A 17,162-nucleotide genomic window follows, 5' to 3' on the forward strand; every position below is an offset into this window, starting at 1 on the left:
TCACGAGGACGGGGCGGGTGGCACGGCCGCGACGGCGATCACGGCCGCGTGCGCGGCGACGTCGCGGCCGGCGTCGGGCCAGCCGCGCGGGCCGGCGTCGGGCGTCGCGGTGTCGAGCAGCACGCGATAGTCGAGCACGGGTGCGGGCGGCTTGAACGTGACGACGTGGGTCGACGCATTCAGCATCACGAGCAACGCCTCGGTGCGCCCGGTGCGGCCGGTGCCGACGCGCCGCATCGTCAGCGCGCGGCGTTCGCCGTCCTCCCACGCGGGCACGCTCAGCGGGTCGCCGCGCTCGTCGAACCAGTCGATCTCGTGCATGCCCGGCGCACCGTCGCGGTCGCCGGACGGATAGCGCGGCGCCGACATCACCGGGTACATGCGGCGCAATGCGGCGAGCCGCGACACGAAGCGCGTCATCTGCGCGCCTTCGTCGCTGCGCGCGAGATCCCAGTCGAGCCAGGACAGTTCGTTGTCCTGGCAATATGCGTTGTTGTTGCCGTGCTGCGTCCTGCCGAATTCGTCGCCGGCCACGATCATCGGCGTGCCGAGCGCGGTAAACAGCGTGGCGAGCATCGAGCGGGCGACCCGCGCGCGCAGGTCGCGGATCGACGCGTCGTCGGTGGCGCCTTCGACGCCCCAGTTCGCGCTGCAGTTGTCGCCGTGGCCGTCGTGGTTGTCCTCGCCGTTCGCTTCGTTGTGCTTTTCCGCATACGACACGAGATCGGCGAGCGTGAAGCCGTCGTGCGCGGTGATGAAGTTGACCGACGCCCACGTGCGGCGCCGGTGATGATTGAACAGGTCGGCCGAGCCCGCGAGCCGCGCGGCGAGTTCCGGGCGCTGCCCGGCGTCGCCGCGCCAGAAGCGCCGTACGGTGTCGCGAAAGCGGTCGTTCCATTCGGCGAAGCCGGGCGGGTGGCGGCCCAACTGATAGCCGCCGGGGCCGAGATCCCACGGCTCGGTGATCAGCTTGCGCTGCGCGAGCAGCGGGTCCTGCCGCAGCGCGTCGAAGAAACCCGCGCCCGGCTCGAAGCCGTGATCCTCGCGGCCGAGCGTCACGCCGAGATCGAAGCGAAAGCCGTCGACGTTGAATGCGCTCGCCCAGTAGCGCAGCGAATCCATCACCATCTGCACGACGCGCGGATGCGACAGGTTCAGCGTGTTGCCGCAACCGGTCTCGTCGACGTGGTAGCGCGGGTCGTCCGGCCGCAGCCGGTAGTAGCTCGCGTTGTCGAGGCCGCGCCACGACAGCGTCGGGCCGAGCTCGTTGCCCTCGCACGTGTGGTTGTAGACGACGTCGAGCACGACTTCGATGCCGGCCGCGTGCAGCTGCCGGATCGCGATGCGCATCTCGTCGAGCCGCCGCGTCGACAGGTAGGCCGGCTCCGGCGCGAAGAACGCGGCCGTGTCGTAGCCCCAGTAGTTGCGCAGCCCGCGGTTCACGAGCGCGCGCTGCTGCAGGAACGCGTGCACCGGCAGCAGCTCGACCGTCGTCACGCCGATCGACAGCAGGTGATCGATGAACGCCGGATGCGCGAGCGACGCGAACGTGCCGCGCTCCGGCGCGCGCAACCCGGCGCGGCGCATCGACGCGCCGCGCACGTGGGTCTCGTAGATCACGGTGCTGCGCCACGGCACGTCGGGGCGCCGGTCCATGCTCCAGTCGAACGCCTCGTCGACCACCACGGCCTTCGGCATCGCGGGCGCCGAGTCGCGGCGATCCATCGACAGGTCCGCGCGGTTCGAATGCACGCGATAGCCGAACAGCGCGTCGGACCAGCGAAAGTGGCCGACCAGCTTGCGCGCGTACGGGTCGAGCAGCAGCTTGGTCGGATTGAAGCGATGGCCGTGCTGCGGCTGGTACGGGCCGTCCGCGCGAAAGCCGTACACGGTGCCCGGATGCGCGTTCGGCAGGTAGCCGTGCCATACCTCGTCGGTGCATTCGGGCAGGTCGAGGCGCGCGAGCTCCTTGCGGCCGGTCGGATCGAACACGCACAGCTGGATACGCTGCGCATGCGCGGAAAACACCGCGAAGTTGGTGCCGAGGCCGTCCCAGGCCGCGCCGAGCGGATGGCAGCGGCCGGGTTCGAGACGGGTGGGCAGGGCGGTCGGCATGGGGATCGTCTCCGTGTCGAGGGCGCCGGGTGTCAGGCCGGGCTCAGCCACAGCGTCGCGAGCGGCGGCAGGCGCAAGGTGGCCGACCACGACTCGCCGTGCGCGGGGATCGCCTCCGTCGACACGGTGCCGTCGTTGCCGGCATTCGTGCCGCCGTACACGGCGGCATCGGTGTTCATCAGTTCACGCCACTGCCCGGGCGCTGGCAACCCGACGCGATAGCCGGCACGCGGCACCGGCGTGAAGTTGCAGACCGCGACGACGAGACGCCCGGTGTCGTCGCGGCGCGCGAACGCGAACACGCTGTTGTCGCGATCGTCGCCGATCAGCCACGCGAACCCGGCCGCGTGGCAATCGAGCGCATGCAGCGCCGGTTCGGCCGCGTACGCGCGGTTCAGGTCGCGCACGAGCCGCTGCACGCCGCGATGCGCGGGCGCGTCGAGCAGGTCCCAGTGCGGCGTCGCGTCGTGCGCGAACTCGGCCCATTGTGCGAATTCGCTGCCCATGAACAGCAGCTTCTTGCCCGGATGCGCCCACATGAAACCGAAGTACGCGCGCAGCGTCGCGAGCCGCTGCCACGCGTCGCCGGGCATCTTCGCGGCGAGCGAACCCTTGCCGTGCACGACCTCGTCGTGCGACAGCGGCAGCACGAAGCGCTCGGAGAACGCATACACGAGCCCGAACGTCATCCGGTCGTGGTGATAGCGGCGATGGATCGGATCCTCGCGCAGATACGCGAGCGTGTCGTGCATCCAGCCCATGTTCCACTTGAAGTCGAAGCCGAGCCCGCCGTCGCCGGTCGCCGCGGTGACGCCCGGCCACGCGGTCGATTCCTCCGCGAAGGTGACGATGCCGGGCGGCGCGAGCGTACCGTGCAGCGTGTCGTTCAGCGTGCGCAGGAACGCGACCGCTTCGAGGTTCTCGCGCCCGCCGTGGATGTTCGGCACCCATTCGCCTTCCTTGCGCGAGTAGTCGCGGTACAGCATCGACGCGACCGCGTCGACGCGGATCCCGTCGACGTGATAGCGGCCCGCCCACGCGAGCGCCGACGCGACGAGGAACGCGCCGACCTCGTTGCGCCCGAGGTTGAACACGCAGGTGTTCCAGTCGGGGTGCATGCCCTCGCGCGGATCGGCGTGCTCGTACAGCGCGCTGCCGTCGAACTGCGCGAGGCCGTGCGGATCGTTCGGGAAATGCGCGGGCACCCAGTCGACGATCACGCCGATGCCGGCCGCGTGCGCGCGGTCGACGAAGCGCGCGAAGCCGTCGACCGGCCCGAAGCGCGCCGACGGCGCGAACTGCGCGAGCGGCTGGTAGCCCCACGAGCCGCCGAACGGGTACTCGGAAATCGGCATGAACTCGACGTGCGTGAAGCCCATGCCGCGCACGTACGGGATCAGCCGCTCGGCGAGTTCGTCCCAGGTCGAACTGCGGTCCATTTCCTCGGGCACGCGCTGCCACGATTCCGGATGCACCTCGTAGATCGACCACGGCACCCGAAAGCGGCGCTCCGGATGCGGCCGCGCGTGGATCCAGCCGTCGTCATGCCATGCGAACGCGTCGAGCGCCGCCGTGTCGGCGACGACCGATGCAGTGCGCGGCGGCGCTTCGGTCGCGCGCGCGCACGGATCGGCCTTGTGCGGCAGCACGCGGCCGTCGCTCGCGCACAGCTCGTACTTGTAGTGCTCGCCGGCGCCGATGTCCGGCACGAACAGTTCCCACACGCCCCACGGGCGCCGCAGCCGCATCGGATGACGGCGGCCATCCCAGGTATTGAAGTCGCCGACCACCGACACGCGCTGCGCGTTCGGCGCCCATACCGCGAAGCGCACGCCGTCGATGCCGTCGACGCGCATGGGCGTCGCCCCGAGGCACTCGAGCACGGCGGCCGGGTCGCCGGCCGCGAACCGCGCGAGCGCCGCGTCGTCGAGCAGCGTGCCGAACGCATACGCATCGTCGGTCACCTGCCGCGTATCGGGCCACTCGATCGCGAGCCGGTAGTGGCCGTCGCGCGCGATCGTCCCGGCGAAGCAGCCGGCTTCGTCGACGCACGCGAGCGTGCCGAGTTCGTCGCCGTCGGGCGTCACCGCGCGCACGCGCCGCGCGCCGGGCAGCAGCGCGCGCACGACGATCCGCCCGGCATCCCGGTGCGGGCCGAGGCACGCGAACGGGTCCGGATGGCGCCCGGCGAGCAGCGCATCGATATCGTGGCGGTCGAACAGCGTGTCGGTCATCGGGTGCCTCCGTCGTCGGGTTCACCGTGCGTGTCGAGCAGGCGTTCGACGAGCGCGGCGAGCCCGCCGACCGGCACGCCGAGCCAGTCGGGGCGGTTCGCGGCTTCGTAGCACAGCTCGTACGACGCCTTGTCGATCAGGAACAGCGCGAGCAGGCGATCGGCATAACGCGGGTCGACGAAGCGTTCGGGCGCCTGCTCGGCGGCCGCGCGATAGCATTCGACGAAGCGGTCGGCGGCGGCCTGCCCGAAGCGGTCGAACAGCGCGCGCTTGCGGCCGGCCGCCTGCGGCGGCGCCTTCTCGATCACGAACTGCGCGGCCGCGCTCACGTACGACAGCGAGCGCAGGAAGCCGGCCACGTCGCGCAGCGGATGCGACTTCGCGCGGCGCCGCTCCAGCGGGCGCGCGGGCTCGCCCTCGAAGTCGATCAGCAGCGCATCGCCCTGCACGTCGAGCACCTGGCCGAGATGGAAATCGCCGTGGATTCGCGTGCATTGCGCGTCGAGGGTGCGCGGCACCAGTTCGCCGAGCGCCCGCACGGCCGCGTCGCGCGACGCGAGCAGCGTGTCGGCCGCGGCCCGCTCGGCGGGGGCCAGCGTATCGAGCCGCGTGCCCAGCACGTCGAGCGCGTGCTCGAACGACGCGATCGCATCGCTGCGCCAGTGATCGACGTGTGCCGGGGTCGCGCGCTCCGGCGCGAACGCCGGGTCGTCGGACGGCTGCGCGAGCGCGACGTGCAACTGACCGAGCCGCGTGCCGACGATCCCCGCGAACGCCGCGTAGCCGAGCAGCGCGTCCGGTTCCTCGCCGGACTCCGTCGCGTCGCCTTCGTCGACGGCCGGCAGCGCGAGCTCGTCGACCGCACGTCTCAGGAAGTCGAACGAACGCGTCCACGCGTCGCCCTGGTTGTCGACGTAACGCTGCAGGATCGCGACCGTATGCGGCGTGCCGTCCGGATCGACGTGCACGACTTCGCCGGCGAGCGTCGCGGTGTTCGCATAGCCGATCCGCGTCAGGTGGCGGCTCATCTCCGCTTCCGGATGGATCCCGTGCGCGACCTTGCGCACCAGCTTCAGCACGATCGCGTCGCCGATCACGAGCGAGCTGTTGCTCTGCTCGGCCGCGAGCCAGCGCACTTCGGCGTCGTCGCCGGGATCGAGCGCGGCGAGCGCCTGCTCGGGCAGGAAGTCGAGGCGGCCGCCGTCGGAAGTCGGCACCGTCGCGCCGTCGCGCAGCTTGCGCAGCATCCCGCGCGCGAACGACGGCAGCGCGAACGCGTCGGTCAGGTAACCGACGGTATGGCCGCGCCGCACGCGCGCGAGCGCGAGCTGCGCGAACAGCGGCTGCGACGTCTCGCCGCCCCAGGCGGCGGCCAGCGGCACGACGTAGCGTTCGACCCCGCCGTCGCTCGCGGATACCCATGCTTCCGCGTACTGGAACGGCTCGTCCGGCATCGGCGTGACGACGTTCAGCCACGCGTCGCCGATCTTGCGGTCCTTCGACGCGAACCAGCGCCGCCGCGCGAGCCACGACGCGAGCGCATCGTGCGCGAGCGCATGCAGCTGGCCGACGTCCGGCCGCGCGTCGCCGCGCCGCATCACGATCGTCACGTACTCGGGCAGCGGCTGCGCGTGCGGCTGCCGCCACGACGGCTCGCGGCCATGCTCGGACAGCACGAACCACAGGAACCCGTACGGCGGGAAGGTGAGGAGATACGGGAGCTGGCCGACCGGCGGAAACGGCGAATCCGACGTCATTTCGATCGGCACGCGGCCCGCGAATTCGGACAGGTCGAGTTCGACGGCCTGCGACGCGCGCGACAGGTTCGCGACGCACAGCACCGTCTCGTGGCCTTCGAGTTCGCGCAGGTAGGCGAGTACCTTGCGGTTCTCCGGGCGCAGGAAGCGGATCGTGCCGCGCCCGAACGACTGCGTCGCGCGGCGCGTCGACAGGATGCGGCGCGTCCAGTTCAGCAGCGAATGCGGGTCGCGCGTCTGGGCTTCCACGTTGATCGCGTCGTAGCCGTACAGCGAGCCCATCACGGGCGGCAGCACCAGCAGTTCCGGGTCCGCGCGCGAGAAGCCGCCGTTGCGATCCGACGACCATTGCATCGGCGTGCGCACGCCGTCGCGGTCGCCGAGGTGGATGTTGTCGCCCATCCCGAGCTCGTCGCCGTAGTAGATCACCGGCGTGCCGGGCATCGACAACAGGAGCGAGTTGATCAGTTCGATGCGGCGCCGGTCGCGCTCCATCAGCGGCGCGAGGCGGCGCCGGATGCCGAGATTGATCCGCGCGCGCCGGTCGCTCGCATAGGTCTGCCACAGCAGGTCGCGCTCCGAATCGGTGACCATCTCGAGCGTCAGCTCGTCGTGATTGCGCAGGAACACGGCCCACTGGTTGCTCGGCGCGAGCGCCGGCGTCTGCCGCATGATGTCGACGATCGGGAAGCGGTCCTCGCTCGCGATCGACATGTAGATGCGCGGCATCAGCGGAAAGTGGAACGCCATGTGGCATTCGTCCTCGTTGCCGAAGTATTCCTGCACGTCTTCCGGCCACTGGTTCGCCTCCGCGAGCAGCATCCGGTTCGGGTACTCGGCGTCGATCGTCGCGCGGATCCGCTTCAGGATCGCATGCGTCTCGGGCAGGTTCTCGTTGTTGGTGCCTTCGCGCTCGACCAGGTACGGCACCGCGTCGAGCCGCAACCCGTCGATGCCGAGATCGAGCCAGAAGCGCATCACCTGGATCACCTCGCGCACCACGGCCGGGTTGTCGAAGTTCAGGTCCGGCTGGTGCGAGTAGAAGCGGTGCCAGTAGTACTGGCCGGCGATCGGGTCGTGGGTCCAGTTCGACGTTTCGGTATCGAGGAAGATGATCCGCGTGCCCGCGTATTTCGTGTCGGTGTCGGACCACACGTAGTAGTCGCGATGCATCGAGCCGGGTTTCGCGCGCCGCGCGCGCTGGAACCACGGGTGCTGGTCCGACGTGTGGTTGATCACGAGCTCGGCGATCACGCGGATGCCGCGTGCGTGCGCTTCGCGGATGAAGCGCCGCACGTCGGCGAGCGTGCCATAGTCGGGATGCACGTCGCGGTAGTCGGCGATGTCGTAGCCGTCGTCGCGGCGCGGCGACGGGTAGAACGGCAGCAGCCAGATGGTATCGACGCCGAGCTCGGCGATGTAGTCGAGCTTCGCGATCAGGCCGGGGAAATCGCCGATCCCGTCGTTGTTCGAGTCGTAGAACGACTTCACGTGCACCTGGTAGATGATCGCGTCCTTGTACCACAGCGGGTCGTCCGCGCAGAGCGCGGGTGCGCGGCGCCGCGCACGGCGCCGGCGCGGCGTGCCGGCCGGGGCGAGCGACGGGAACTGCGCGCGCCGCACGTCGTCGAGGGAGTCTTCGCGTTTCATCATGCGTGTGCTCCGGAAGAGCCCCGGGCATCGCCCGGGTCGGGCGCCGCCGCTCGCGCGGCGCCGGGAGACGGCGCGAGCCGCCAGATCGCATAGGGCCGCACGTGCGGGTCGAGCGACACGTACTGGCGATGCCCGCGCCAGGTTTCGGCGCGCGCGGCGTCCTGTTCGAGCGCGTCGAGCGGTTCGCCGTCGACGAGCCCGAGGCCGCGCCACAGCGACGCATCGAGCATGAAGTTCGTGGCCTGCGGATGCCACGGGTCGAGGCTGATCGCGACCGCGACGACGCTGTCGTGCGCGGGCGTCGCCTTCACGAACACGAGCACCTGGTCGTTGTCCGCGTCGGCGAACGTGAGGCCGAGGTGGGTCTGCAGCGCCGGATGCTCGCGGCGCGCGCGGTTCAGCCGCGCGACTTCGCCGCCGATGTGCGCGGCCTTGGCCCAGTCGCGCGCGCGCAGCTCGTATTTCTCCGCGTCCGCGTATTCCTCGCTGTCGGGCAGCGGTGCCGATTCGCCGATCTCGAAGCCCGAGTACAGGCCCCACGAGCCGGCGAGCGTCGCCGCGAGCGCCGCGCGGATCACGAACTGCGAGCGCGGCGCGTTCTGCAGGTGGCGCGGATTGATGTCGGGCGTGTTCACGAAGAAGTTCGGCCGGAAGAACTCGCGCGCGGGGCCGGCGCTCAGCTCGGTCAGGTAGTCGATGAATTCGTGCTTCGTCTCGCGCCACGTGAAGTACGTATACGACTGCGAGAAGCCGATCTTCGCGAGCCGGTACATCATCCCGGGCCGCGTGAACGCCTCCGACAGGAACACGACGTCCGGATGCCTGCCGCGCACGTCCGCGATCATCCACGCCCAGAACGGCAGCGGCTTCGTGTGCGGGTTGTCGACGCGGAAGATCCGCACGCCGGCTTCGACCCAGAACAGCACCACGTCGCGCAGCGCGAGCCACAGGTCGGGCAGCGCGTCGGGCGCATAGAAGTCGGGATTCACGATGTCCTGGTAGCGCTTCGGCGGATTTTCCGCATAGCGCAGCGAGCCGTCGGGGCGCCATGCGAACCAGCCCGGATGGGCGGCGAGCCACGGATGGTCGGGCGAGCACTGGATCGCGAAATCCAGCGCGATTTCGAGCCCCTGCGCGCGCGCCGCATCGATCAGCGCGCGGAACGACGCGAGCGTGCCGAGCTGCGGATGCACGGCCGTGTGGCCGCCGTCCGGCGAGCCGATCGCGTACGGGCTGCCGACGTCGTCGGGGCTGGCCTTCAGCGTGTTGTTGCGGCCCTTGCGCGCGGTCGTGCCGATCGGATGGATCGGCGGGAAATACAGCACGTCGAAGCCCATGTCGCGAATGCGCGGCAGTTGCGCGATCACGTCGTCGAACGTGCCGTGCCGGTGCGGGTCGTTGCTCGCCGAGCGCGGAAACAGTTCGTACCAGCTGGAAAAGCGTGCGGCGCGGCGCTCGACCTCGACCGGGTAGACGGTATCGTCGTGCGTGACGAACGGCCGGTAGCGCAGCGCCGCGTAGGCGTCGGCGAGCGCGGGTTCGCCGATCAGTGCGAGACGGTGTTCGTGCGACGCGTCGTCGAGGTCGGCCGCCAGCCGTTCCATCTGCCGGACCGCGTGCGGACCGTCCGGCGCGGCGCGCTTCAGCGCGGTCGCGAGCAGCAGCTGCGCCTCGCTCACCTCCAGCGTCACGTCCTGGCCGGCCGCGCGTTTCTTCGCGATGTCGGTGACGAGCGAGGCCCAGTCGTCGCGCCACGCGATCACGCGGAACGCGTGGCGGCCGAGCCGCTCGAGCGCGATGCGCGCGTGCCAGCGGTCGTTCGGTTCCGCGACGAACGGCACTTCGCGCCAGTCGTCTTCGTCGTCCGCGCGCCACTGCAGCGCGGCCGCGAGATGCGCATGGCCGTCGGTGAAGATCGATGCGTGCACAACCAGCGTTTCGCCGATCACGCGCTTGATCGCGAAGCGGCCGCCGTCGACCGCCGGCTCGACGCGTTCGATCGCGATCCGGTCGGCCGCGAGCGCGGCGGACAGCGCGGCGCGCTCGTCCGCGGCGCCGGCGCGCGCGGTCGCGGGCGGCGCGCGCCGCGCGTCGAGCAGCGCGTAGCCGCCGGGTTCGAGCGTGAACGCGGCCAGCGCGACCGGTGCATGCGTGCGCGTGCCCGCCGGTGTCGCGACCTGCGTGAAGCCGCCCGGCACACCGGGCAGGATCGTCGCGGGATCGACCGGCGCGTCGGCATCGAGAGCGGGATTCAGCGCGATCAGCAGTGCCGTGTCGTCGTGCTCGAGGGACGGGCCCGTGCCGCGCAGCAGCGCGGTCGCGGCCGCGCCGGGCGCGCTCAGTTGCGCGATTTCGCCGCGCCCGGCCGCGAGCGGCGTCGCGCGGCGCCACGCATTCGCGTCGGCAATCGCGCCGGACAGGTCGAAGCGCGCGACGTCGAACGCGGCGCGATAGCGCGCGGCGTCCGCATCGCGCACCATCAGCGGCAGCGCGACGCCGCGCTCGAAGCCCATCGGCACGAGCCAGCCGGTGCCGAGCGCCGCCGCGGTCCACAGCGCGCGGTGGTACGCGCGGGCGAGCGTCTCGTCCGGCGCGTCGTGCCAGTCGTCGGCGAGACGCGGGCCGTCGAAGGCGTCGGGAAACGCGATCGGCGAGCCGATGCGGCGCAGCAGCCGGTGCTCGTCCGCAAACCACGGCGAGCGCAGGTCCCACCAGCGTACCGACGAGAACACCGCGTCGAAGCCGGCCGCCTCGAGTTGCGCGAGCGCGTCGCGTGCATGGCCGGGCACGCCGGCCAGCACCGCGACGTCCGGGCGTGCGCGACGCAGCGCCGCGCGCCAGCCGGGCCACCACGCGGCCGGCAGGTGATGCGGCGCGTCGATCAGGAAGCCGGCCGCGCCGGCGTCCGCGAACGCGGCGAGATGCGCGCACCACCACGCGGCGAGCGCGTCGTGCGTCGCGTCGTCGCCGACCCGCGCATGGGCGACGTCGAGTTCATGCGCGCCGCAGCGCGGATCGATCAGCGCGTCGTCGTGCGCGCGCTCGGCATACCAGTCCGGATGCTCGGCGCGCAGCGGATTGTCGCGCGCGATGCGGTCGGGCACGACTTCGAGCAGCACGCGCAGCCCGTGGCCGTGCGCGAGCTGGGCGAGCCGCGAGAAGGTTTCGAGCGCGCCGGCGCGCGTCGCGAACGTCGCGGCCGGCCGGTGGAAGTCGGCGACGTGCCGCGGAAAACCCGCGACGCTGGCGGCCCAGAAGCCGCCGATCAGCACGTGATCGAAGCCCATGCCGGCGATGTGCGCGAACGTGTCGGGCCACGCGTCGAGCGGGCCGACGAGGCGCGCGTCGCAGAAGTAGAGGTGGGGAGCGAAGGGCGGGGTGGCGTTCATGGGATGGCGGGTCCGGGCGTCGGCGAACGGTAACGGTCGTGCGCCGCAACGCGCGTGCCTGCGGCGCGGCGCCTGGCGCGGCAACGTTCGGGCGCGATGCCGGGGGCGGCGCCCTGTCCTTTTTACATGAACGCGGGAGGGCCACTGCATCGCGCGCATGGCCCCAGCGTGGGCCGCCGGTGTCGTCACATGCGCGGAATCGAGCGAATGTCCGAACTGTCGCCGGTGGCCGGATCGTCGTCCGCTTCGGGAAGCGGCGCACCGGGGTCGTAGCGCACCGGCGCGCCGCGCTCGATCCGGTGCGGAAACGGCGGAGGGGTATCGACGTCGTCGCCGAAGCGCGCGCGCACGAACGCGCGCAGCAGCGCGGTGCGCGCGTCGGGCGCGCGTGCCGCGCAGGTCGACGGGCCGTCGATGAAGCACGCGTCGCATTCGACGCCGTCGCCGCGCCGCGCGATCCGCAGATCGCTGACCCGATCGAGTACCGCCCCCGCGTCGGCCCACGATGCCGACGGCGCGAAATGCGCGTCGAGGCGCCGCAACGCATCGCACGCGGCGGTCACGATCACCTGCGGCTCGACGGCCGTGAAGTACAGCGTGTCTTTGTCGTCCGCGCACAGTGCGCGTGCGCACCAGTAGTCGAGGGCCGTTCCGTCGAGTTCGTCGGTTCGCATGGGCATGCTCCGTCAGGTTTCGTCGGCGTGGTGCGCGTCGCGCGCGGGCGGCGTGCCGGGCGCGGACCGCGCACGCATGCGCGCGACGAGCGGGTAATGATCCGACGCGCGCCGGGCCAGCATGCTGCGATGCACGGTCACGTCGACCAGCAACTCGCCCGGATGGATCCAGATGCGGTCGAGCGAGAACACCGGGTACAGCGTCGGGAACGTGCGCGGCGCCGGCGCGCGGCGGAATCGCGTGACCAGCGCCTGCAGCGCACGGCCGCGCACGAACCATTCGTTTATGTCGCCCATCAGGATCACCGGCATCGCACCGGTGTCGAAAGCGGCGAGCAGCCGCTGCACCTGTGCGCTGCGTTCGTTCGCCGACAGCCCGAGATGGGTCGCGACCACGCGCAGCGTGCCGGCGCCGCAGTCGATGTCCGCATCGAGCGCGCCGCGCGGCTCGCGCGGGTGGAACGAAAGGTCGAGCGTGCGCGCAGCGCGGATCGGGCAGCGTGACAGCACCGCGTTGCCGTAGCGGCGCTCCGGCGTGTCGATGGTCGGGCCGGCCACCGCGTGCATGCCGGTCGCGTCGCGCAGGTGCGCGAGCACGTCGGGCGCGCGCGTGCCGCCGAGCGGCACTTCCTGCAGCGCGATCACGTCCGCGTCGAGCTCGTGGATCACCGCCGCGATTCGATCGGCCGCGCGCGCGGGCCACGCACCGTAGCCGCCGCGGATGTTGTACGTCGCGATGCGCAGGTCGCGTCCGCCCGGCGCGGCGGCGGGCGCGCCGTCCGACGTGACGATGTCCGGCGGCGGGGCCGGCTGTCGGCTCAGCACCATCGTCGCAGCACCCTGACGAGCAGCACCGACACGCCGACCAGCGCGACGCCGATCGCCGCGAGCCACGCGAATGCGCCGGGGCCCGGATGGCGGAACGCGGCGGTCAGCTGGTGCGCGAAGGTGACCGTCAACACGATGCCCGGCAGCATCCCGATCGCGGTGCCGACCAGGAAGTCGCGCAGGCCGATGTGCGAGGCGCCGGCGACCAGGTTCACGATCGTAAACGGCGCGATCGGCAACAGCCGCAGCACGGCCATCGCGACCACGCCGCGCCGGCCGATGTGTTCGCTGAGCCGGTTCGCGCGTGCGCCGGCGAATCGGCGCACCGCGTCGCGCCCGAGCCAGCGGCCGATCCCGTAGGTCGCGGCGGCGGCCGTCAGCGAGCCGACGGCCGCGTAAGCGAAGCCCGGCCACGCGCCGAACACGAGCCCCGTCGCGGCGATCAGCAGCGTGATCGGCACCGACAGCGTCGCCGCGACCACGTAGCCGGCCAGCAGCAGGGCGGGCGCGCCCGGCAGTGCCGCGGCGCGGGCCGCCGCCTGCGCGAGCGCCGCGACGTTCAGCGCCTTGCCGAGCGGCGAGAAGCGCCACGCGAACGCGAGCGCGGCGATCAGCAGCACGGCCGCGCCGAGCGCGAGGAAGCGCGCGGTCAGCGGGCGATGCTGCTCGCGCGGCAGGAATTCGCGGACGAACCGGTCCGGCTCGATCGGCTGCTCGGGGTCGAGCCGCGCGCTGACCGGCACCAACGCGTCGAGCTGCGGCGTCACGACCGGGTCGAGCACGCGCAGCGTGCGGCCCGGTTTCGCGCGCAGCCGGTCGAGCGCGGCGTTCGGCCGGTCTCCTTGCGCGAACGCAGCGGCGACCGTGGCCGGCGGCGTGCCGAGATGTTCGGCCAGCAGGCGGTCGCGCAGGCCGGCGATCGCGGCGCGGATGCGCGGCTCGCCCGCCGCGACGAGCGCGATGCAGCATTCGGTGTCGAGCACCATCGACCGGTTGTTCAGGTTCGCGCTGCCGATCACGATGCATTCGTCGTCGACGATCTCGATCTTGCTGTGCACGTTCACGCATGCGTCGCCGAGGCCGTCGACGTGCGGGTACAGCAGCCGGTAGCGGCCGAAGCGGTCGGCGGACTTGAGCGTGTCGTGCAGCCGCGCGCGCAGCACGCCCATCGTCGCTTCCTGCAGCCAGCCGCTCTGCACGCGGGGTGCCACGACCGTCACGTCCGGCCCGTGCGGGTCGGCCAGTCGCGCGGACAACGTTTCGCGCACCACGGCCGCGGTGAAATACTGGTTCTCGATGTACAGGTGGCGCCGCGCGGCGCGAATCGTGTCCTCGACGAGCGCGCGCACCTGTCGTACCGGCTCGCGGTCGCGGTGGCGCGGCGCCGTGTACGCGATGCCGAGCCGCACGTGGCTCACGTCGACGCGCGCGCCGGGCGGCCACGGATCGACGTCTTCGTCACGCTCGAGATGGCGCTGCGCGCGGATCGCGATCGGACGCCCGCATGCATTGCGCCAGCGCGTGCGCGCCTGCTCGCCGATAGCGGCGGCCGCGTCGCCGTCGAACATCGCCTGCACGTCGTGAAACGGGCCGTACGGCATGCCGCGGGCGTCACGGCGGCGCGGATCGTCGGCCGCGTGCGCGGGCGTATCCCAGCGCTCGCGCGTCAGGTCGAGCCCGCCGACGAACGCGAGCCGGTCGTCGATCACGACGAGTTTCTGGTGATGCGACGCGCCGCGCGGATGGGTGTCGTCGAGGCGGAACCGGATGCCGCGATGCGCGCGCCATGCGGCGCGATAGACGGGCGGCCAGTCGCGCTCCAGCGCGTAGATCATCGCGAAGTCCCACGCGAGCACGTAGATGCGCAGGTTGTGGCGCGCGGCCGCGAGCGCGTGCAGGAACGCGCCGAGCGTGTCGGGCAGCCCGTCGCCGGCGGCGTCGGCCGGCGCGAGGCGCATCCGGCTGTCGACGTCCCAGCCGACGATGAACACCGTATGGCGCGCCCGCCGCAGCGCGGCGCGCAGCGTCGCGAAATACGCGGCGCCGTCCACCAGCATCGCGAAGCGGTCCGCGCTGCGGATCGTGTCGCAATTGCGTCCGCATTCGAGCAGGCCGTGTCGCACCGGTTCGGCCGTGCGCGAGGCGGCCGCTGCCGCATCGTCGGGGCCCGCCGTCGCGACGGCGGCGCGCGGCTTGCGGTCCGGCGCGATCATCGGGTGTCGACGTCCAGGCCGCCGTCGATGCGTTGCAGCAGCGCGTCGCAACGTGCGCGCAGCGCCTGCAGTTCCGGCGAACCGGCGTCGAGCCGGACGCGTTCGCCGTGCTTGGGTTCGCCGTACGCGGCCGCGACGTCGTAGATGTGTTGCGCGATCGTCGCGGACGCATTCGCGATCCGGATCCGGTCGAGCCAGCCGCATTCGGCGTGATGGCACGCGAGCCACGCGCGCAGCGCGCCGACCACCTGGCTGGTGGTGAGCCAGGCGCCGCCGCGCATGCGCGCGGCCAGCTGGCTCGACACGAGATAGGAAAGCAGGTCGGTCTGGGTCACGCGAAACTCCTTGACGAGGTGTCGGGACTGCAGGTCCGCACGCCGGCGATGCCTTGCAGGGATTCGCAGATCGCCGCAAATTCCGCGCCGCTCGTGCGCGAGAACGATATCGAGATGTCGTCGGTGTCCGGATCGTCGTCGGACTGCTGGACGATGAACCGCTTCACGCGCACGCGGCCCGCGCCGAGCGTGTCGTGCAGGACGCCGAGCGTCAGGCCGCCGCGCTCGACGACGAGCCGCAGCGTGCGCTGCTGCCGCTGCGCGATGAAGCGGCGCTCGAGCGGCTTCACGCCCGCCAGGATCGCGAGCACGATCGCCGTCGCGCCGATCGACGCGACGTACATGCCGCCGCCGGCGGCCAGGCCGACGCCGGCCACCGCCCAGAGGCTCGCGGCCGTCGTCAGCCCGCGCACGACCTCGCCGCGCAGCAGGATCGACCCGGCGCCGAGAAAGCCGATGCCCGAGACCACCTGGGCCGCGACCCGCGACGGATCGAGCACGACGCCGTATTGTCCGCGCACGTCCTCGAAGCCGAAGGTGGAGACGAGCATCACGAGGGCCGAGCCGACGCACACCAGCATGTGCGTGCGCAACCCGGCGGCCCAGTTCAGCCGTTCGCGTTCGAGCCCGATCACGCTGCCGAGCAGCGCGGCGAGCAGCAGGCGTCCGACGAGTTCGATATGGCCGATCATCGCGGCCTCCTTTGTTGTCTGGCGGACCGGAGTGGTTCGATACCGGGCACGAACGCAAGACACGTGCCGGGGCGGCCGACAGCGGGCACGGCGCGTGCGCGCGGGGCCGACGGCGCGCGCGGCGGCCATGCGGCGCGCATTTTTTGCATCGCCATCGCAGATAAGTACAGGAGGCCAGGATGCAACATCAACAGGACGCACAGGTTCGCGACCCGTATCGCGGCCACGAGATTCGCGTATGGGCGCGGCGCAACGCACGCGGCGCGTGGGACGACGAGGTGCAGGTCTATGTCGACGGTGCCCGCATCGAGCTGATCGTGCCGGAGCCGGCAGGCTCCGAATGGTCGACGCAGGAGGAGGCGCTGCGCGCGGGCGTCGAGCGCGGGCGTTATCTGATCGACAAGCGGGTCGATGACGATTGATTCAGTGCGAATCGAATCGAATCGAATCGACCGACCCGGTTCGATCAACAGGGCGCGGGTGCGCGGCTCGGCGCTTTCGTGACTGCATGCCGACGCCGCGCGCGACCGGATCCGCTAACGCGAACGGTCTATGGCCGTGCCGCGATCTCGTCGAGATGCCACAGCAGATCCGCCGGATCGTCGTACACGCGCAGCGCCCCCGCGCGTTCCAGCTCGTCGCTGCCGTAACCGCCCGACAGCAGCCCGACGCCCAGCGCGCGGCAGCGGCTCGCGGCGAGCATGTCCCAGATGCTGTCGCCGACCACCACCGTGTGCTCGATCGGCACGTTCAGCTTCGCCGCGGCCGTCAGGAACAGGTCGGGATCCGGCTTCGCATACTTGACCTGGTCGCGCGTGACGACCACGTTCTTCGCCGGATCGACGCCGAGCGCCTCGAGGTTGATGGCGGCCGTTTCCATCCGCCCGCTGGTCGCGATCGCCCAGCGGATGCCCGCGTTCGACAGCGCGGCCAGCAGCTCGCGCGCGCCCGGCAGCGGCCGGACCTGCGCGCGCAGCCGCTGGTACGCGGCCGCGTGCAGCCGCGCGAGCCGCTCGACGCGCTCGGCGTCGATGTCGCCGGCCGTCTCGCGCAGCAGCTGGTTCAGGAACAGGCCGCCGCTCATCCCGATCTTGCGGTGGATGCGCCATACCGACAGTTCGATGCCTTCGGCATCGAGCGCTTCCTTCCACGCGAGCACGTGCTGATAGACGCTGTCGACGAGCGTGCCGTCGAGATCGAACAGAAACGACGTTTCAATGCGCATGTGAATCTCCCGGCCCGATGACGTTCGGGCAAATCGTCCGTGAAATG

General features: G+C 71.5%; 11 protein-coding genes. 1 reads left to right on the plus strand and 10 read right to left on the minus strand.

The genetic code is table 11. The annotated features are described in order from the left end of the window. The 9 genes from glgX to DIE17_RS02320 form a co-directional block, all read right to left on the minus strand. The gene (gene glgX / locus DIE17_RS02280; protein ID WP_124521835.1) at positions 1-2,115 is read right to left on the minus strand and encodes a glycogen debranching protein GlgX; all 2,115 of its coding nucleotides are present in this window, start codon (positions 2,113-2,115) and stop codon (positions 1-3) included. 32 nt (positions 2,116-2,147) lie between these two features. Continuing rightward, positions 2,148-4,349: a 1,4-alpha-glucan branching protein GlgB gene (glgB, locus tag DIE17_RS02285; protein ID WP_124521836.1), complete on the minus strand. Its 2,202-nt coding sequence runs from the start codon at positions 4,347-4,349 to the stop codon at positions 2,148-2,150. Further along, positions 4,346-7,756, minus strand: coding sequence for a maltose alpha-D-glucosyltransferase (gene treS, locus DIE17_RS02290; protein ID WP_124521782.1), 3,411 nt, complete (start codon positions 7,754-7,756; stop codon positions 4,346-4,348). The genes glgB and treS overlap by 4 nt, the downstream gene beginning before the upstream one ends. Continuing rightward, positions 7,756-11,148 (minus strand): alpha-1,4-glucan--maltose-1-phosphate maltosyltransferase, encoded by a 3,393-nt coding sequence (locus DIE17_RS02295; protein WP_124521838.1) that lies wholly within the window; start codon positions 11,146-11,148, stop codon positions 7,756-7,758. The genes treS and DIE17_RS02295 overlap by 1 nt, the downstream gene beginning before the upstream one ends. A 185-nt stretch (positions 11,149-11,333) precedes the next feature. Further along, a complete protein-coding gene (locus tag DIE17_RS02300) occupies positions 11,334-11,822 on the minus strand; it encodes a phage protein NinX family protein (RefSeq protein ID WP_124521751.1) in 489 nt (162 codons plus the stop codon). A 12-nt stretch (positions 11,823-11,834) separates the two neighbouring features. Then, positions 11,835-12,650: an endonuclease/exonuclease/phosphatase family protein gene (locus DIE17_RS02305; RefSeq protein WP_124521753.1), complete on the minus strand. Its 816-nt coding sequence runs from the start codon at positions 12,648-12,650 to the stop codon at positions 11,835-11,837. Beyond that, entirely contained in the window at positions 12,641-14,863 is a 2,223-nt protein-coding gene (locus DIE17_RS02310; RefSeq protein ID WP_124521839.1) for a VTT domain-containing protein, read from the minus strand. The genes DIE17_RS02305 and DIE17_RS02310 overlap by 10 nt, the downstream gene beginning before the upstream one ends. Continuing rightward, complete coding sequence (locus DIE17_RS02315) at positions 14,860-15,198, minus strand: hypothetical protein (protein WP_124521757.1); 339 nt, start codon at positions 15,196-15,198, stop codon at positions 14,860-14,862. The genes DIE17_RS02310 and DIE17_RS02315 overlap by 4 nt, the downstream gene beginning before the upstream one ends. After that, a complete protein-coding gene (locus tag DIE17_RS02320) occupies positions 15,195-15,890 on the minus strand; it encodes an MgtC/SapB family protein (RefSeq protein ID WP_044843417.1) in 696 nt (231 codons plus the stop codon). Before DIE17_RS02320 ends, DIE17_RS02315 begins: the two co-directional genes overlap by 4 nt. Positions 15,891-16,069: 179 nt before the next feature. On the opposite strand from DIE17_RS02320, the gene DIE17_RS02325 reads away from it, so the two are divergent. Next, positions 16,070-16,312, plus strand: coding sequence for a DUF6566 family protein (locus DIE17_RS02325; protein WP_124521841.1), 243 nt, complete (start codon positions 16,070-16,072; stop codon positions 16,310-16,312). Positions 16,313-16,440: 128 nt separating this feature from the next. Here DIE17_RS02325 and DIE17_RS02330 read toward each other — a convergent pair whose 3' ends face one another. Continuing rightward, on the minus strand, positions 16,441-17,115 hold the full coding sequence (locus DIE17_RS02330) for an HAD family hydrolase (protein ID WP_044843419.1): 675 nt from the start codon (positions 17,113-17,115) through the stop codon (positions 16,441-16,443). Positions 17,116-17,162 lie beyond the last annotated feature (47 nt).

The sequence above is a fragment of the Burkholderia sp. Bp9099 genome, from assembly GCF_003857805.1.
Lineage (GTDB): Bacteria > Pseudomonadota > Gammaproteobacteria > Burkholderiales > Burkholderiaceae > Burkholderia.

What these genes read in the sequence shown, in the direction of transcription:
- glgX (WP_124521835.1), bottom strand. Translation starts at nt 2,115, where the DNA reads ATGCCGACCGCCCTGCCCACCCGTCTCGAACCCGGCCGCTGCCATCCG.
- glgB (WP_124521836.1), bottom strand. Translation starts at nt 4,349, where the DNA reads ATGACCGACACGCTGTTCGACCGCCACGATATCGATGCGCTGCTCGCC.
- treS (WP_124521782.1), bottom strand. Translation starts at nt 7,756, where the DNA reads ATGAAACGCGAAGACTCCCTCGACGACGTGCGGCGCGCGCAGTTCCCG.
- DIE17_RS02295 (WP_124521838.1), bottom strand. Translation starts at nt 11,148, where the DNA reads ATGAACGCCACCCCGCCCTTCGCTCCCCACCTCTACTTCTGCGACGCG.
- DIE17_RS02300 (WP_124521751.1), bottom strand. Translation starts at nt 11,822, where the DNA reads ATGCGAACCGACGAACTCGACGGAACGGCCCTCGACTACTGGTGCGCA.
- DIE17_RS02305 (WP_124521753.1), bottom strand. Translation starts at nt 12,650, where the DNA reads ATGGTGCTGAGCCGACAGCCGGCCCCGCCGCCGGACATCGTCACGTCG.
- DIE17_RS02310 (WP_124521839.1), bottom strand. Translation starts at nt 14,863, where the DNA reads ATGATCGCGCCGGACCGCAAGCCGCGCGCCGCCGTCGCGACGGCGGGC.
- DIE17_RS02320 (WP_044843417.1), bottom strand. Translation starts at nt 15,890, where the DNA reads ATGATCGGCCATATCGAACTCGTCGGACGCCTGCTGCTCGCCGCGCTG.
- DIE17_RS02325 (WP_124521841.1), top strand. Translation starts at nt 16,070, where the DNA reads ATGCAACATCAACAGGACGCACAGGTTCGCGACCCGTATCGCGGCCAC.
- DIE17_RS02330 (WP_044843419.1), bottom strand. Translation starts at nt 17,115, where the DNA reads ATGCGCATTGAAACGTCGTTTCTGTTCGATCTCGACGGCACGCTCGTC.